At 70.7% G+C, this 16,649-nt stretch carries 14 protein-coding genes; 7 read left to right on the forward strand and 7 right to left on the reverse strand.

Annotation, left to right across the window (positions count from 1 at the left end; genetic code table 11):
• Positions 1-62: 62 nt before the first annotated feature.
• Both NUV38_RS07605 and NUV38_RS07610 read right to left on the reverse strand, forming a co-directional pair.
• Positions 63-899, reverse strand: a complete 837-nt coding sequence (locus NUV38_RS07605; RefSeq protein ID WP_257728548.1) for a rhomboid family intramembrane serine protease — start codon at positions 897-899, stop codon at positions 63-65.
• 2 nt (positions 900-901) lie between these two features.
• Positions 902-1,426, reverse strand: a complete 525-nt coding sequence (locus NUV38_RS07610) for a peptidylprolyl isomerase (RefSeq protein WP_055966091.1) — start codon at positions 1,424-1,426, stop codon at positions 902-904.
• 115 nt (positions 1,427-1,541) lie between these two features.
• Here NUV38_RS07610 and NUV38_RS07615 point away from each other — a divergent pair, with 115 nt between their 5' ends.
• Both NUV38_RS07615 and NUV38_RS07620 read left to right on the forward strand, forming a co-directional pair.
• Positions 1,542-1,664: a hypothetical protein gene (locus tag NUV38_RS07615; RefSeq protein ID WP_257728549.1), complete on the forward strand. Its 123-nt coding sequence runs from the start codon at positions 1,542-1,544 to the stop codon at positions 1,662-1,664.
• Positions 1,661-2,458, forward strand: a complete 798-nt coding sequence (locus tag NUV38_RS07620) for an enoyl-CoA hydratase/isomerase family protein (protein ID WP_257728550.1) — start codon at positions 1,661-1,663, stop codon at positions 2,456-2,458. Before NUV38_RS07615 ends, NUV38_RS07620 begins: the two co-directional genes overlap by 4 nt.
• A 9-nt stretch (positions 2,459-2,467) precedes the next feature.
• Here NUV38_RS07620 and NUV38_RS07625 read toward each other — a convergent pair whose 3' ends face one another.
• The 5 genes from NUV38_RS07625 to NUV38_RS07645 form a co-directional block, all read right to left on the reverse strand.
• Complete coding sequence (locus NUV38_RS07625; protein WP_257728551.1) at positions 2,468-2,803, reverse strand: DUF3817 domain-containing protein; 336 nt, start codon at positions 2,801-2,803, stop codon at positions 2,468-2,470.
• Positions 2,800-3,624 (reverse strand): SURF1 family protein, encoded by an 825-nt coding sequence (locus tag NUV38_RS07630; protein WP_257728552.1) that lies wholly within the window; start codon positions 3,622-3,624, stop codon positions 2,800-2,802. Before NUV38_RS07630 ends, NUV38_RS07625 begins: the two co-directional genes overlap by 4 nt.
• A 2-nt stretch (positions 3,625-3,626) precedes the next feature.
• Positions 3,627-4,901 carry a serine hydroxymethyltransferase gene (gene glyA, locus NUV38_RS07635; RefSeq protein ID WP_257728553.1) on the reverse strand — a complete coding sequence of 425 codons (1,275 nt, stop codon included), beginning with the start codon at positions 4,899-4,901 and terminating at the stop codon, positions 3,627-3,629.
• Between the two features lie 733 nt (positions 4,902-5,634).
• Complete coding sequence (locus NUV38_RS07640; RefSeq protein WP_257728554.1) at positions 5,635-6,282, reverse strand: response regulator transcription factor; 648 nt, start codon at positions 6,280-6,282, stop codon at positions 5,635-5,637.
• Between the two features lie 26 nt (positions 6,283-6,308).
• Positions 6,309-7,931 carry a GAF domain-containing protein gene (locus NUV38_RS07645; protein WP_257728555.1) on the reverse strand — a complete coding sequence of 541 codons (1,623 nt, stop codon included), beginning with the start codon at positions 7,929-7,931 and terminating at the stop codon, positions 6,309-6,311.
• Positions 7,932-8,185: 254 nt separating this feature from the next.
• On the opposite strand from NUV38_RS07645, the gene NUV38_RS07650 reads away from it, so the two are divergent.
• The 5 genes from NUV38_RS07650 (at position 8,186) to NUV38_RS07670 (ending at position 16,553) form a co-directional block, all read left to right on the forward strand.
• The gene (locus tag NUV38_RS07650; RefSeq protein ID WP_257728556.1) at positions 8,186-9,769 is read left to right on the forward strand and encodes an ABC transporter substrate-binding protein; all 1,584 of its coding nucleotides are present in this window, start codon (positions 8,186-8,188) and stop codon (positions 9,767-9,769) included.
• 83 nt (positions 9,770-9,852) lie between these two features.
• The gene (locus NUV38_RS07655) at positions 9,853-10,950 is read left to right on the forward strand and encodes an ABC transporter permease (protein ID WP_257728557.1); all 1,098 of its coding nucleotides are present in this window, start codon (positions 9,853-9,855) and stop codon (positions 10,948-10,950) included.
• Positions 10,950-13,649 carry a dipeptide ABC transporter ATP-binding protein gene (locus NUV38_RS07660; protein WP_257728558.1) on the forward strand — a complete coding sequence of 900 codons (2,700 nt, stop codon included), beginning with the start codon at positions 10,950-10,952 and terminating at the stop codon, positions 13,647-13,649. The genes NUV38_RS07655 and NUV38_RS07660 overlap by 1 nt, the downstream gene beginning before the upstream one ends.
• A gap of 198 nt (positions 13,650-13,847) precedes the next feature.
• Entirely contained in the window at positions 13,848-14,714 is an 867-nt protein-coding gene (locus NUV38_RS07665; RefSeq protein ID WP_257728559.1) for an oxygenase MpaB family protein, read from the forward strand.
• 147 nt (positions 14,715-14,861) lie between these two features.
• On the forward strand, positions 14,862-16,553 hold the full coding sequence (locus NUV38_RS07670; RefSeq protein WP_257728560.1) for an FAD-binding dehydrogenase: 1,692 nt from the start codon (positions 14,862-14,864) through the stop codon (positions 16,551-16,553).
• Positions 16,554-16,649: the final 96 nt, after the last annotated feature.

Raw genomic sequence — 16,649 nt, forward strand, 5'->3', positions numbered from 1 at the left:
CTGCCGCGCCGACCGCGCCCCCTTGCCGCACCGGTGAGGGGGCGCGGTCGTGTTGTGTGCGCTCAGGCCGTGAGCGACGCCGTGCGCACCGCGACCGCGACCACGACGGCCACCCAGATCCCGGTGAACGCGAGGACCTGCACGAGGGTGCGGCGTTCGCGCGGGGCGTACGCGAAGACGAGACCGAGCAGGCAGCCCGCCACGAAACCACCCAGGTGGCCCTGCCAGCTGATGTTGCCCGTGAAGCTGATCGCTCCGTTGATCGCCAGCAGCACCAGCAGGCCGCGCACGTCCTGGCGGGCCTTGAGCAGCAGCACCAGGGCCATGCCGAACAGGCCGAAGACCGCACCCGAGGCGCCGGCGGTGCCGCCGAGGGGGTTCGACAGCCACATGACGAACACGCCCGAGACGACCGCCGTCGTCACGTACGCGGCGATGAACCGCACCGTGCCGAGCGCGCGCTCCACGAACGGCCCGAACAGGTACAGGGCGTACATGTTGAAGGCGATGTGCAGGACCGACAGGTGCAGGAACGCCGAGGTCAGGAGCCGCCAGTACTGGCCCTCGGCCACGCCGAACGGCCACATGGTGCCCTGCTGGTACAGCTCGCTGCGCAGGTCACCCGTCGCCATCTGCAGGACGTACAAGGTGACGTTGACGACGATGAGCGTCATCGAGACGATGCCCTCGCGCGCCTGCACCGCGCCACCGGCGACGGTGCGCGGAGCGCGGACGGCCTTGGCGCCCTTGTTCACGCACTCCGGGCACTGGAAGCCGACCGACGCGTCACGCATGTCGTCGGGGCAGATCGGCCGTTCGCACCGCTGGCACGAGATGTAGGCCTCGCGGTCAGGATGCCGGTAGCACCGCTGCGCGCCGGCGGCGCGCGGTTCGTCCACGGTCAGCCGCGGTCGATCGTGACCTTCTCGATCACCACGGGGTCGACCGGACGGTCGAAGCCGTCGGTCGGCACGGCCACGATGGCGTCGATGACCTTCTGGCTCGCCTCGCCGTCGACCTCGCCGAAGATCGTGTGCTTGCGGTTGAGCCAGTCGGTGGGGACCACGGTGATGAAGAACTGCGAGCCGTTGGTGCCGGGCCCGGCATTGGCCATGGCCAGCAGGTAGGGCTTGTCGAAGCGCAGGTCGGGGTGGAACTCGTCCTCGAACGTGTAGCCGGGGCCACCCGTCCCGGTGCCGAGCGGGTCGCCGCCCTGGATCATGAAGTTGCTGATGATGCGGTGGAACGTGAGGCCGTCGAAGAACGGGCGGGTGGCGACCTGGCCGGTGGCCGGGTCGAGCCACTCCTTGGTGCCTTCGGCGAGACCGACGAAGTTCTCGACCGTCTTGGGGGCGTGGTCCGGGAACAGACGGATGACCACGTCGCCGTGGTTCGTCTTGAAGGTGGCGCTCAGGGGGGAAGACACGTCGTTCCTCACTAGGTCGTGCGGGGCGGGACCCTTCCATCCTTCCACGCCCCGACAAGCAAGCCACGCCGACGCTCCGCAGGGCGAGAGACGGACCTGGCGCTACCGTGAGTGCATGCGAGAGCACCCCCTGCGCCTGGTCCTTGTCCTGCTCGCCCTGGCGGCGGGCGTCGTGGTCGCCCGCAACCTCACGGCCGACCAGGGCGGGGTCTACGACCCGGCCGGTGACGCACGATGAGCGCCGCCGCGGGGACCGACCTGCGGGTCGAGGTGACCCGGGTCGACGGCATCGCCGTCCTGACCTTCAGCGCACCGCCGGTCAACCTGTACTCCCTGGAGCTGCACGACGCGTTCGACGTCGCGCTCGACGAGGTCGAGCTGGACCCGCCGCGCGCGCTGCTGGTGCGCGCCGAGGGCAAGCTCGTGTCCGGCGGGGTCGACGTGGCCCAGTTCCACGCCCGCACCTCGCAGGCCGACACCAAGGCGCTCTACGACCGGATGCTCGAGCTGCCCGAGCGGATCGCCGCCCTCGACGTGCCCACCTTCTTCGCGGCGCACGCCCTCACCCTCACGTGGGCGCTCGAGGTGGCGCTGGCCTGCGACATCGTCCTGGCGAGCGAGAAGGCGAAGTTCGGCCTCGTCGAGCGCGTGATCGGCCTGACCCCGACCATGGGTGGCACGCAGCGCCTGGCCCAGCGGGCCGGCGTCGGACGGGCGAAGGAGGTCGTCTTCACCGGCGAGCTCTTCGACGCCGCCACCTTCGAGCGCTGGAACGTGGTCAACCGCGTACTCCCCGTCGAGGGCTTCGACGACGCCGTCCTCGACGTCGTGCGACAGGTGGCCGTCGGCCCCACCCGGGCCTTCGGTGCGGCCAAGCGGATCCTGCGGGTGCACGAGTCGTCGGGCATGCCCGGTGCCGTCGCAGCCACCACGCGCATCGCGTCGGAGCTGTTCGAGACCGAGGACCTGCAGCACGGGATGGCCTCGTTCCTGGAGAACGGCCCCGGGAAGGCGACCTTCACCGGTCGCTGAGCCGTCCGGTCAGGGGGCGCTGGGAGCGTCGGCCTCCGCGCGCAGCACGCGGGTGGTGCGGCGCTCGGCCCAGAAGCTCACGAACGGCACCGTGGCCAGGAGCATCGTCGTGACGGTGAAGGCCGGCTTCCAGCGGTGACGGCTCGACAGCAGGGCGATGAGCACGAGCAGCACCATGAAGAGGAGCCCGTGGACCTGGTCGATGACCAGGAAGACGTCCTGGTTGCGGCGCCACCACGAGCCGGGCTCGGTGAGGATCTTGCCGAAGAATCCGGCGAACACGACGAGCAGGTTCACGCCCACGACCCAGGCGAGGATGCGGTAGGCGACAGCGATGCGACTCACGGGGCCAGGTTATCGGCGGGCTGGTCGTCGGGTCGGTGGGCGGGTCGCTCCGCTGCTGCGGCGTCGTGGCGGGCACGTGCCTCGTCGACCTGGTCGCGGCACATCCGCCACCACATGACCACGGCGAACAGGCCGAACACCCACCACTGGAGGGCGTAGGCGAGGTTCTTCAGGCCCACCGTCCAGGAGACGTCGGGGTCGGGCGGTTCCACGAGCTCCCACCCCTGCGCCTGTGCGCCCTCGGACGAAGGCGTCGCGAGCAGCCCGTAGCCCGACCAGAGCCGGTACGGCAGCTCGTTGAGCAGGGACGGCGTGGTGATCGCCGTCGTCGTGCGTTCGCGACCGAGGGGCGACCCACCGCCCTGGCTGGGCTGCAGCACGACGGTGAGCTTCTGCGGTCCTGTGGGAACCTCCGGGATCGCCGCGTTCCTGGGCGTCGACGAGTCGACGCCCCCGCGCACGACCAGGAGTGCACCGTCGGAGCCGTCGACGAGGAAGGGAGCGACCAGCCAGGAGCGTCCCTGCGTCATCTCGCCGCGGACCCAGAACTGCTCGTCCACCGGTCCGAACCGTCCCTCGACGGTCACGCGGCGGTCCTGCAGGTCGGTCCGGTAGGGCTGCCCCAGCCCCCACACGTCGACGATGGGAGCCGGCGCCGCAGCAGCGGACTCGCGCGCCGCGTCACCTTGGCGCGACTCGTACGCACCGAGCTGCCAGAACCCGCCCGCCACGCACGCCGCCAGCGCCACCAGGGCGAACAGGTGCAGCGGCGTGAGCCGCAGCCACAGCCGCGCGGTGGACGGCCTGGCCGCGGACGTCACGATCAGGAGGTGAAGGGCGTGAGGTGCGGGTAGAGCGGGAACCGCTCCGCGAGCGTCGTGACCCGCTTGCGCAGGCCCTCGACGTCGATGTCGCCCGGCTTGAGCGCCTCGGCGATGACGTCGGCGACCTCACCGAACTCCTCGGCACCGAACCCGCGGGTGGCGAGTGCGGGCGTGCCGATGCGCAGTCCCGACGTGATCATCGGCGGACGCGGGTCGTTCGGGACCGCGTTGCGGTTGACCGTGATGCCGACCTCGTGGAGCCGGTCCTCGGCCTGCTGTCCGTCGAGCTCGCTGTCGCGCAGGTCCACCAGCACGAGGTGGACGTCGGTGCCGCCGGAGAGCACCTGCACGCCGGCCTCACGGGCGTCGTCGGCGAGCAGCCGCTCGGCCAGGATCTGCGCACCTTCGATGGTGCGCTGCTGGCGGTCCTTGAAGTCGGGCTCGAGCGCCATCTTGAAGGCCACCGCCTTGGCGGCGATGACGTGCTCGAGCGGGCCACCCTGCTGGCCGGGGAACACCGCGGACTGCAGCTTCTTGACCAGCTCGGCGTCGTTGGACAGGATCACGCCGCCGCGAGGACCACCGAGCGTCTTGTGCGTGGTGCTGGACACGACGTGCGCGTGCGGCAGCGGCGACGGGTGCAGGCCGGCGGCGACCAGGCCCGCGAAGTGCGCCATGTCGACCCACAGGTAGGCGCCCACCTCGTCGGCGATCTCGCGGAACGCGGCGAAGTCGAGCTGGCGGGGGTAGGCCGACCAGCCGGCGATGATGACCTTGGGCGAGTGCTCACGGGCGAGGGTGCGCACCTCGTCCATGTCGACCAGACCGGCGTCGTCGACGTGGTACGGAACGACCTCGTAGAGCCGGCCGGAGAAGTTGATCTTCATGCCGTGCGTCAGGTGGCCGCCGTTGGCGAGGTCCAGACCCATGATCGTGTCGCCCGCCCGGGCGATCGCGTGCAGCACCGCGGCGTTCGCGCTCGCACCCGAGTGCGGCTGGACGTTCGCGTAGTCGGCGTCGAACAGCTGCTTCAGCCGGTCGATCGCGATCTGCTCGACCTCGTCGACGACCTCGCAGCCGCCGTAGTACCGCTTGCCCGGGTAGCCCTCGGCGTACTTGTTGGTGAGCACGCTGCCCTGCGCCTGGAGCGCGGCGACGGGGGCGAAGTTCTCCGAGGCGATCATCTCGAGCGTCGTCTGCTGGCGCTCCAGCTCGGCGTCGAGGAGACGCGCGACGTCGGGGTCGAACGCGGCGAGCGACTGGTTCAGGTCCATGCCCCCAGGGTAGTGGGCCTCCTCGAAGGGCGGGGGAGTCCGGGTGTGACGTGGGCGGGGGTGGGTCTCGTCCTGCGGCTGCGCTTCCTCGGCTGGGGCTCGTCCTGCGGCTGCGGCTGCCTCGGCCTCGCGTCGACCTGCGCTCCGAAAGGAGCCTCGACCGGCGGTGGGGTGCGTGCTCGGTCCGGGTTCTCGGGCCACCGATACGCACGATGATGCGTTCGGGTCGTCCTGACCACCCGACTGCCTCATCGTGCGTCGGTCGAGGCCGTCAGAGGTAGGTGGCGCGCGTTATTCGCCGGGCGCAGGTAGGTGGCCCGCGCATACGGGCCGCCATACCGCGGGCCACCTACCTCAGACGCGCCGATTCCGCGGGCCACCTACCTCTCACCCGGCTTGGGCAGTGGGAGGTAGGAGAAGCACCGAATCCGAGCGTTTTGAGGTGCGTCACCTACCTCTGCCGGCCCGATTCGGTGCATCACCTACCTCTGACCTCTCGATTCGGTGCCTCACCTACCTCCGACGGCCCAGGACCAGCCCGCAGCACCGGGACTCGGCCGAGCGGGAGGCCATCCGCCGGTCGAGGCCCTCTCGGAGACCGAGCCGAGACCCAGCCGAGGCAGCGCAGCCGCAGGACGAGACCCAGCCGGAGCAGCGCAGCCGCAAGGCCGAAGCCCACCCAGCGAAGGCAGCCGCAGGCCAGGAGGCAGCCAAGCCGGGCCGAAGGAGGGGGTCAGTCGCCGGAGAGGCGGTGCTTCTCGGCGAGCACGGCGGCCTGGGTGCGGCGCTGGAGCCCCAGCTTCGACAGCAGCTGGGAGACGTAGTTCTTGACCGTCTTCTCGGCGAGGTACATCTCGGTGGCGATCTGGCGGTTGGTCATGCCCTGGCCGATGAGGCTGAGGATGCGGCGCTCCTGGGCCGTCAGCTCGGCGAGCGGGTCCTTCGGCGCAGGCGCGTTGCGGATCCGGTCGAGGACCTGGGCGGTCACCGCGGGGTCGAGCAGCGACTGGCCGTCGGCCACCCGGCGGACGGCGTCGACGAGGTCGTTGCCGCGGATCTGCTTGAGCGCGTAGCCGGCGGCGCCGGCCATGATCGCGGAGAACAGCGCCTCGTCGTCGTCGAACGACGTCAGGATGATGACGTTGACCTCCGGGTGCGCGGCCCGGACGTCGCGGCACACCTCGATGCCCGATCCGTCGGGCAGTCGGGCGTCGAGCACCGCCACGTCGGGCAGCAGCGTGGGGATGAGCTCGAGCGCCTCACCAGCGGTGCCGGCCTCACCGATGACCGACAGGCCCTCTTGCGCCTCCAGGAGGTCGCGGATGCCACGTCGGACGATCTCGTGGTCGTCGAGCAGGAAGATCCGTACGGACTCGCTCATGTGGGGGGTTCCTTCGTTGGCGGGGATCACGGCATCGACTTCGGGACGCTCCAGCGGACCTGGAGGCCGCCGTGCGACGGCTCCAGGAACTCGCAGCTGCCGCCCAGGTTCTGGGCGCGGTGCCTCATGTTGCGCAGTCCGTTGCCGAACGGCTGGTCGGGGTCGAGCCCGAGACCATCATCGGTCACGGTGAGCACGATGTCGTCGGTGACGTCGAGCTCGATCGCCACTTCACCGGCGTGGGAGTGCCGCACGATGTTGGACAGGATCTCCTTGAGCACGGCCGCGAGCTGCTCGGCCGCCATGTCGGGCACCACGCTCTCGACCGGTCCGATGGTCTCCACCGTCGGGCGGTAGCCGAGCATCCGCTCGGCCTCACCGACGATGGCGTCGATCTCGAGGCGCAGGTTGGCCGGCACCGTGGGCGAGCTGAGGTCGAAGATCGTGCGACGGATCTCCTTGATGGTCTGGTCGAGCCCGTCGACGGCGTCGGACAGTCGTGCCCCGACCGCCGGTGGGACGGAGGCCGAGGCGCTGTCGAGCGAGAGCCCGATGGCGAAGAGGCGCTGGATGACCAGGTCGTGCAGGTCGCGGCCGATGCGGTCCCTGTCCTCGAAGATCGCCAGCTTGGCCTGGGTCTCGCGAGCCCGCACCACCTGCATCACGAGGGCGGCCTGCTGGGTGAAGCCGTTCGGCAGCTCGGGGTCGAGCGCCCAGGTGGCCGACGCCTGCTCGGAGAACCATCCCATGACGAGGACCGCCGTGCCCTCCTCGAAGTGCAACGGGTGCGCCTGCACCGTCTGCAGCCCCGGGAGCGCAGCCAGCGTGTCGTCGTCGATGCGCTCGTCGTGGAGGGCGTCGGAGATGACCACCGCCTGCCCCGACCGGACGACCTCGCGCAGGAACGGGATGTCGGGACGGACGCCGACCGGGTCGGGCTCGATGCCCACCGCCGCCGCGACCACGAACGGACCGTCGTCGTCGGGCACGACCAGCGCAGCGGCGCCGGCGCCCGCGACGTCGCGGACCCGTTCGACGATGAGCTGACTGGCGGCCTGGCGGGAGATGGGACGCAGCAGCGCCGTGGCTACCTCGGAGGTGGCTCGCAGCCAGCGCCGCTGCTGCTCGCTCTGCTCGAACAGCCGGGCGTTCTCGATGACCACGCCCGCGGCCGACGCGATGGCCACCGCGACCGCCTCGTCCTCCGCGGTGAACCCGCCGTCACCCTGCTTGTCGGTGAGGTACAGGTTGCCGAACACCTGGTCGTGGACGCGGATCGGCACCCCGAGGAACGACGTCATGTCGGGGTGGAGCCGCGGGAACCCTGCGCTCTCGGGATGGGACTTCAGGTCGTTGACCCGCAGCGGCTCGGGCCGGTCGATCACCAGGCCGAGCAGACCCTGCCCCTGGGGGAGGCGGCCGATCATGTCCTGGTGCTCGGCGTCGAGCCCGTGCACGGCGAACGTGCCGAGCCGGTTCGAGGACCGACCGTCGAGCACGCCGAGGAAGCCGTAGGTGGCTCCGACCAGCTCGCTGGCGGAGTCGACGATGCGCTGGAGGACGTTGTCGAGGGAGAGGTCCTGGGACAGCGCGACGACAGCGTCGAGCAGGCTGCTCTGACGCTCCGACCCCACTCCGCTCTTCTTCATCGACGACTCCCTCCCGAGGGAGGATAGTGCTGTGGCCCTTCCCGCGGAGGGGGTTGAGCCGAACCTGATGGACACATGTCTGCGAGAGTCCCCAGCGACCAGACCATGACGCGAGGCCACCCACACCGGCCGCGTCGTCATCGAAACGCAACCTGCGCACCCTTCCAGCGGGCGCGAGCCCCCACTAGCGTGCCGAGAAGTCCATGATCCGCGCAACCATCAGCGCGTGGCACACCTGCTCAGGAAGGCAGCGCATGCACATCCATCGGGGGGCAGCGGTCCTCGCTGCGACGACTCTGGCCGGGCTCACCCTGGCCGCCTGCGGCGCAGGCAACTCAGGCGACACCAAGGCCGGCATCCTCGTCGGCACCACCGACAAGGTCGTCTCGATCGACCCAGCCGGTGCGTACGACAACGGCTCGACGCAGATCCAGACGCAGGCCTACCAGTACCTGCTGAACTTCCCCGCGGGCAGCACCGAGCTCACGCCCGACGCCGCCGAGAAGTGCGACTTCGAGACGCCGACCGAGTTCGTCTGCACCATGAAGGACGGGCTGACGTTCGCCAACGGCAACGAGCTGACCGCCTCCGACGTCGCGTTCTCCTTCAAGCGCATCGTCGACATCAACGACCCGAACGGCCCGGCATCGCTGCTCGGGGCCATGAAGAGCGTGGAGGCGCGCGACGACAAGACCGTCGTGTTCACCCTCGCGGCCCCCAACGACGTGACGTTCCCGCAGGTGCTCGTGACCTCGGCCGGACCGATCGTCGACGAGGAGACCTACCCCGCCGACTCGGTGCTCGACGACGACGCCGCCGTGAAGGCCCAGGGCTTCTCGGGTCCGTACACGATCGGCTCGTACACGAAGAACGAGATCGCCGAGTTCACCAAGAACGAGAAGTACGACGGCGCCTACGGCGAGCCCGAGAACGACGCGGTCACCATGACCTACTACTCGGACTCCAACAACCTCAAGCTCGACGTCCAGAACGGCAAGATCGACGTGGCGTGGCGCTCGCTCACCCCCACCGACATCGCCAGCCTGGAGAAGGCCGACGGCGTGGAGGTGCACCAGGGCGACGGCGGCGAGCTGCGCTACATCGTGTTCAACCTCAAGACGATGCCGGGCGACGACGACGAGCAGAAGACGGCGATCCGCCAGGCCATGGCCAGCTCGATCGACCGCGCCGAGCTGTCGGAGCAGGTCTACAAGGGCACGTTCACGCCGGCCTACTCGGCCGTCCCCGACGGTCAGCCCGGTGCCACGGAGCCGTTCAAGGAGCTCTACGGCGAGAAGCCCGACACGGCCAAGGCCAAGAAGTTCCTCGACGACGCCGGCGTGGACACGCCCGTCGACCTCAAGCTGCAGTACAACCCGGACCACTACGGCTCCAACTCCGACCAGGAGTACGCCATGGTCAAGCGGCAGCTGGAGGCCACGAAGCTCTTCACGGTGGACCTGCAGTCCACCGAGTGGAACACCTACTCCGAGGAGCGGGTGAAGGACGCCTACCCGATGTACCAGCTGGGCTGGTTCCCGGACTTCCCGGACCCGGACAACTACCTGACGCCGTTCTTCGCGCCGAACAACTTCCTGCAGTCCCACTACGAGGACGACACGACGACGAAGCTGCTCGACACCGAGCGGACGCAGGCCGACGAGGCCGAGCGCGAGAAGACGCTCGCCCAGGTCCAGGAGCGGGTCGCCCAGCAGGTGCCGATCCTGCCGCTGCTGACCGGGGCCCAGGTGGCCGTGGCCGGTGACGACGTCGAGGGCGTGGACGACACGCTCGACGCGGCGTTCAAGTTCCGGTTCTCGTCGCTCTCGAAGGGCTGACCTTCGACCCTTCGACAGGCTCGGGGAGCACTCGCCCCCTGAGCCTGTCGAAGGCCTGTCCGTCCTCTCCCACCAGGAGTCCCATGTCTTCCGCCGAGGTGCTCGCCGCGGACGAGCCGCCCACCAGCCCGTCACCGGGGCCCGCGCCCGCCCGGCGTCGGGGCCTGCCGCCCCTGGCGCGCTACCTGCTGGTGCGTCTGGCCCTCGTGGTGCCGATGATCTGGGTGCTCGTCACCCTCGTGTTCGTGCTGCTGCGGGTGATCGGCGACCCCATCACCGCAGCCCAGGGCGGACGACTGACCCCCGACCAGATCGCCCAGCGCAAGGCCGACGCCGGTCTCGACCGTCCGATGCTCGTGCAGTACTGGGAGTACGTGTCGGGGCTGGTGCGCGGCGACTTCGGCACCACGCTCACCGACAACCAGCCGATCTCGCAGATCCTCAAGGTCAACGGCGCGGCGACCCTCGAGCTCACGCTCTACGCCCTGGTCGTGGCCTTCGCGATCGGCATCCCGCTGGGCCGGCTCGCCGCCCGCTACCGCGACCGCCTGCCCGACGTGACCCTGCGACTGTTCGCGATCGTGGCCTACGCGGCGCCGGTGTTCTTCGTCGGCCTGCTGCTCAAGCTGGCGTTCACGCCGTTCGGCTGGCCGTCGTCGGGGCGGGCCTCCACGACCACGCTGCTCACCCTGCAGGACGTGAAGCCGCGGACGAACATCCTGCTCGTCGACGCCATCTTGTGGGGCGACCCGGGCTACGTGCTCGAGGTCCTCCAGTACGCGCTGCTGCCGGCGCTGGCCCTGGGTCTGCTGACCGGAGGCGTTTTCCTGCGGCTCGTGCGCATCAACCTGCTGCAGACGCTGCGTGCCGAGTACGTGACCGCGGCCCGCGCCCGAGGGATCTCCGAGGGTCGTGTGGTGCGCAAGGTCGCGTTCCGCAACGCCCTCGTGCCCGTCGTCACCGTCATGGGCATGCAGATCGCCATGCTCCTCGCCGGTGCCGTGCTCACCGAGACCACCTTCGAGTGGAAGGGCATCGGCTACATGCTCGCCGAGTACCTGAAGGCCCGCGACTTCCTGGCCGTGCAGGGCATCGTCACGCTCATCGCGCTCGTCGTGTGCCTGGCCAGCTTCCTCATCGACGTCATCGTGGCGCTCGTCGACCCGAGGGTGCGGTTCTGATGGCGCGGACGACCAACCGGATGCCGAGCCTGTCGAGGTACGTGCCCGGTGTGGTGCGGCAGAGCCACGGCCTGCAGCGCTTCATGCTGCTCCTCGGCTTCGCGATCGTGATCGCGTTCGTCGTCGTGGCCGTCCTCGCACCGTGGATCGCGCCGTACGGCTTCAACGACGACCGCGGTGCCGACGGCGTCGTGTTCGGCACCCAGCAGGCACCGTCGGCCGCGCACTGGTTCGGCACCAACGTCGGCGGCACCGACGTGTTCTCGCGCGTCGTCTACGGCACCCGCACCGCGGTCATCGTCATCGCGCTGGCCGTGGTGCTGTCGAGCCTCGTCGGCGTGCCGCTCGGTCTGGTCTCGGGCTACCTCGGCGGCTGGCTCGACCGCGTGCTCGTGCTCGTGATGGACGCGCTCTACGCGTTCCCGTCGCTGCTGCTCGCGATCGTCGTCTCGATCGTGCTGTCCGGCGGGTCGAGCGGGGCGTTCGGCGGCATCATGTCGGCCGCCATCTCGATCACCGTGATCTTCGTGCCCCAGTACTTCCGGGTGATCCGCAACGCCACGCTGTCGGTGAAGACCGAGCCGTACGTCGACGCCGCCCGCGTGGTGGGCGTGCGGACGCCGCGCATCATGTTCAAGCACGTGTTCAGCAACGTCGCGCAGAACCTGCCGATCATCGGCACCCTCAACGCCTCCGAGGCCATCCTGACGCTCGCCGGCCTGGGCTTCCTGGGCTTCGGCATCGAGCCGTCGGCCGCCGCGGAGTGGGGCTACGACCTGAACAAGGCGCTGCCCGACGCGACCAACGGCATCTGGTGGACCGGCGTCTTCCCGGGTCTGGCGATCGTGCTGGTCGTGCTGGGCGTGACGCTCGTGGGCGAGAGCCTCAACGACGTGCTCAACCCGCTGCTGCGCACGCGTGGTGGTGATGGTGGATCCGGTGCCACCGAGTCCGAGATCGAGCTGGACGAGCAGGCGCTGGCCCAGCTCGACGCCAGCGGTGGCGTCGACGAGGTGCCGGACGACGTCAGACGGGCGGCGGTCCTCTCGTTGGGGGACCTCACCGTCTCGTTCGCGACCGACGGCGGAGCCGTACGTGCCGTGCGCGGTCTGACGTTCGACGTCGCGCCGGGCGAGGTGCTGGCCGTCGTCGGTGAGTCCGGGTCGGGCAAGTCGGTCACGGCCCGGGCGGTGCTGGGGCTGCTGCCGTCGACCGCGACGGTGTCGGGCTCGGCGGTGCTGCGCTCGGGCCAGGACCCGTCGCGGGGTGGGACGACCGAGGTGGGAGCCGAGCGCGAGCTCGTCGGCCGCAGCGCCAAGGAGCTGCGGCCGATCCGCGGCGACGAGGTCTCGATGGTCTTCCAGGAGCCGTCGACCGCCCTCGACCCCGTGCGCACCGTGGGCTGGCAGATCGTGCAGGGCATCCGCGCCCACCGCGACGTCAGCGCCAAGGCGGCCCGCGCGCGGGCCGTCGAGCTGCTCGAGATGGTCGGTCTGCCCGACCCGGAGCAGCGGGTCGACTACTACCCCCACCAGCTGTCGGGCGGCCAGAAGCAGCGGGTCGTCATCGCGATGGCCATCGCCTGCGACCCCGACGTGATCGTGGCCGACGAGCCCACGACCGCACTCGACGTGACCGTGCAGGCGCAGATCCTCGACCTGCTCCTCAGCCTGCGCGACCGCCTCGGCACCGCGATCGTGCTCATCACGCACAACATGGGCGTCGTGGCCGACGTGGCCGACCGCGTCGTGGTCATGTACCGCGGCCGGCTGGTCGAGACCGCACCCGTCGACCGCCTGTTCGCCGCGCCCCGGCACCCCTACACCCGTGCCCTGCTCGACGCGGTGCCCCACCTCGGTCGTGAGGACGGACCGTCGCTCGTGTCCGAGGAGGCCGACGTCGTGCTCGACGTCGACGACCTGGTGGTCGAGTTCCCCGGGCGTCTCGGGCAGCCGGCGTTCACCGCGGTCGACCACGTGTCGCTGCAGGTGCGTCGGGGCGAGGTGCTCGGGCTGGTGGGGGAGTCCGGCTCCGGGAAGTCGACGATCGGCCGTGCCGCGGTCGGGCTGCAGCAGCCCACGAGCGGGACGATCTCCGTGTCGGGCACCACGGTGTCGGGTCTGTCCGACGCGCGGCTGCGACCCCTGCGGTCGCGCTTCGGCTTCGTGTTCCAGGACCCGGCGGCGTCGCTCAACCCGCGGATGAGCATCGGCGACTGCATCGCCGAGCCGCTGCGGGTGCAGACCGACCTGTCCGGTGCGGAGGTGGACGCGAAGGTCGCGTCGCTGCTGGAGTCCGTGGAGCTGCCCGCGTCGTACGCGACACGGTTCGGCCACGAGCTGTCGGGCGGCCAGCGCCAGCGCATCAGCCTGGCCCGTGCCATCGCGCTCGACCCCGACCTGCTGATCGCGGACGAGCCGACGTCGGCGCTGGACGTGTCGGTGCAGGCGCGGGTGCTCGAGCTCTTCGCCGAGCTGCAGCAGCGGGTGGGCTTCGCGTGCCTGTTCATCAGCCACGACCTCGCGGTGGTCGACTCGCTGGCGAACCGCGTGGCGGTGCTCCAGCAGGGTCGACTGGTCGAGGTCGGCCCGCGCGAGGACGTGCTGCGTCGCCCGCAGCAGGACTACACCCGCCGCCTCATCGCGGCCGTCCCCGTCCCCGACCCCGTCGAGCAGCGGGCCCGCCGCGCCACCCCCTGACCCGACCCGGTGGGCCACCCCCGCCGGCCGCGTGCCGGCGATTCCCATCAGTTGATGGGAATCACGAGCTCACCTCGGGAATCTCCGACTCACCATGGCGTGCTCGCCATGGTGAGTCGGGGATGGCCGAGGTGAGTGGCCGGCTACCTCCGTCCCGGTCGGCGGGTGGAACGCCGCACCCCGGGTGACACTGGAGCGATGAAGCCGCTGACCTCTGCACGCTCGACGCTCGGCGCGACGATCTTCGCGCGCGTCGCCGGCGACGAGGGACCGGCCCGACGCGAGCGCATCATGTTCGCGCCCGGACCGCGCCGGTTCGCTCCGGACTCCGCGATCGCGACGGTCCACGGCGACGCGTCGATGTTCGTGGGAGGCATCCGGGCACTTCTCCTGCAGTCGCTGCACCCGCTGGCGATGGCCGCGGTCGACCAGCACTCCGGGTTCCGCGGCGACCCCTGGGGCCGGCTCCAGCGCACGAGCGGCTTCCTCGCGGTCACGACCTTCGGCACCGATGCCGACGCCGAGCGCGCCATCCGCGCGGTGCGCGCCGTGCACGACACGATCGAGGGCGTCGCTCCCGACGGTCGGCCGTACCGGGCCTCGGACCCGCACCTGCTGCGCTGGGTGCACGTGGCCGAGGTCGACAGCTTCCTGCGCGCCCACGACCGGTACGGGCACCAGCCGCTGGACGCCGAGGGGCGCGACGCCTACGTCCGCGAGGCCGCCGTGGTGGCCCGCGAGCTCGGGGCGAGCGACGTCCCGGAGTCGGTCGCCGAGCTGGAGGCTGCGCTCGAGGCGTTCCGGCCGGAGCTCGAGAGCACCGAGGCGGCCCGACGAACCGTGCGGTACCTGCTCGTCCACCCGCCCGTGCCCCTCGCCATCCGCGTCCCGTACGGCGTGCTCGCGGCGGCGGGCGTCGGACTCATGCCGCGCTGGTCGCGCTGGCCGCTTCGCCTGCCCTGGCTCCCGGTGGCCGAGGCGAGTGCCGTCCGGCTGGGCGGCGAGGTGGTGACCCGGTCCATCCGCTGGGCCATGACGCCGCCCGAGCACCCGGTCGAGGCCTGAACCTCCCACTCACCATGGTTCTCTGCCACTCACCATGGCGGGCACGCCATGGTGAGCGGGAGATTCCCGAGGGGAGCTCGTGATTCCCATCAACTGATGGGAATCACCGGGACGTGCGGTGGTCGGGGGGCCTGGCAGGATCGGGGGGTGGACCAGAAGAGCTTCGAACCTGACGTGATCGTGGTGGGTGCCGGACTGGCGGGGCTGGTGGCGACGCACGAGCTGGTGCTCGCCGGCCGCAGCGTGCTGGTCGTCGAGCAGGAGAACCGCTCCAACCTCGGCGGGCAGGCCTTCTGGTCGCTCGGTGGCCTGTTCTTCGTCGACTCCCCGGAGCAGCGGCGCATGGGCATCAAGGACTCGCCCGAGCTCGCCCTGCAGGACTGGTTCGGGTCCGCGGCGTTCGAGAGCCCGACCGACGACGAGACCGGGCACGACGCCTGGGGTCGACGCTGGGCGGAGGCGTACGTGCACTTCGCGGCCACCGAGAAGCGCCAGTACCTGCGCGACCTCGGCCTCAAGGTCCTGCCGATCGTCGGCTGGGCCGAGCGCGGCAGCGGGAGCGCGAGCGGGCACGGGAACTCCGTCCCCCGCTTCCACCTCACGTGGGGCACCGGCCCCGAGGTCGTCCGCGTGTTCGCCGAGCCCGTGCTGGCAGCGGAGCGTGCGGGCCGGGTGCGGTTCGCCTTCCGCCACCAGGTCGACGACCTGGTCGTCGAGGGTGGATCGGTGGTCGGCGTGCGGGGCACGGAGCTGGAGCCGGACGAGTCCGACCGCGGCGTCGCATCGTCGCGCACCCCGGTCGGCGCGTTCGAGAAGCGCGCCGCGGCCGTGGTGGTCACGTCGGGCGGCATCGGCGGCAACCCCGAGGCCATGCGCGAGGCGTGGCCCACCGACCGTCTCGGACCCACGCCGGAGCACATGATCCTCGGCGTGCCCGCGCACGTGGACGGTCGCATGCTCGCCATCACCGAGTCCGTCGGCGGCCGCGTGGTCAACCGCGACCGCATGTGGGCCTACACCGAGGGCGTGCACAACTGGGACCCGATCTGGCCCGACCACGCCATCCGCATCATCCCCGGCCCGTCGTCGCTCTGGTTCGACGCGACCGGCCGGCGCCTGCCCGCGCCCAACTTCCCCGGCTTCGACACGATGGGCACGATGAAGGAGATCCTGGCCACCGGCCACGACTACTCCTGGCTCGTGCTCACGCAGTCGATCATCGAGAAGGAGTTCGCGCTGTCGGGCTCGGAGCAGAACCCCGACATCACCGGCAAGGACCTGAAGTTCCTCGCCCAGACACGGCTCGCGAAGGGCGCACCGGAGCCGGTCGAGAAGTTCAAGCAGCACGGCGAGGACTTCGTCGTCGCGCACACGCTGGCCGAGCTGGTCGAGGGGATGAACGCGAAGAGCCGCGGCGGGGCCACGATCGACCTCGCCACGCTGGAGCAGCAGGTCGTGGAGCGCGACCGTGAGGTCGACAACGCGTTCAGCAAGGACCTGCAGCTCATGGCCGTGCACAACGCGCGACGCTCGCGCACCGACAAGATCGTTCGCGTGGCCAAGCCGCACAAGATCCTCGACCCCGAGCACGGTCCGCTGATCGCCGTCCGGCTGAACATCCTGTCGCGCAAGACGTTGGGCGGGCTGCAGACCGACCTCGAGTCGCGCGTGCTCGACGCCAGCGGCATGCCCGTGCCCGGTCTCTACGCGGCCGGCGAGGTCGCGGGCTTCGGCGGCGGCGGGGTGCACGGGCACAACGCCCTGGAGGGCACCTTCCTCGGCGGGTGCATCTTCTCCGGCCGTGCGGCAGGGCGGTCGCTCGGACGACGTCTGTCCTGACGGGAGCGTCGCTCCCGCCCGCCTCCACCTCGCGCGACCCGAGTGGCTGGGCGCCGCGGAGTGGAGCAAGATGGACGGACCACCACCGAAGGAGGG

This window comes from Aeromicrobium sp. 50.2.37, from assembly GCF_024655735.1.
GTDB lineage: Bacteria > Actinomycetota > Actinomycetes > Propionibacteriales > Nocardioidaceae > Aeromicrobium.

Coding starts and splice junctions, on each gene's coding strand:
- NUV38_RS07620 (WP_257728550.1), top strand. CDS start 1,661: ATGAGCGCCGCCGCGGGGACCGACCTGCGGGTCGAGGTGACCCGGGTC.
- NUV38_RS07615 (WP_257728549.1), top strand. CDS start 1,542: ATGCGAGAGCACCCCCTGCGCCTGGTCCTTGTCCTGCTCGCCCTGGCG.
- NUV38_RS07655 (WP_257728557.1), top strand. CDS start 9,853: ATGTCTTCCGCCGAGGTGCTCGCCGCGGACGAGCCGCCCACCAGCCCG.
- NUV38_RS07660 (WP_257728558.1), top strand. CDS start 10,950: ATGGCGCGGACGACCAACCGGATGCCGAGCCTGTCGAGGTACGTGCCC.
- glyA (WP_257728553.1), bottom strand. CDS start 4,901: ATGGACCTGAACCAGTCGCTCGCCGCGTTCGACCCCGACGTCGCGCGT.
- NUV38_RS07665 (WP_257728559.1), top strand. CDS start 13,848: ATGAAGCCGCTGACCTCTGCACGCTCGACGCTCGGCGCGACGATCTTC.
- NUV38_RS07650 (WP_257728556.1), top strand. CDS start 8,186: ATGCACATCCATCGGGGGGCAGCGGTCCTCGCTGCGACGACTCTGGCC.
- NUV38_RS07645 (WP_257728555.1), bottom strand. CDS start 7,931: ATGAAGAAGAGCGGAGTGGGGTCGGAGCGTCAGAGCAGCCTGCTCGAC.
- NUV38_RS07640 (WP_257728554.1), bottom strand. CDS start 6,282: ATGAGCGAGTCCGTACGGATCTTCCTGCTCGACGACCACGAGATCGTC.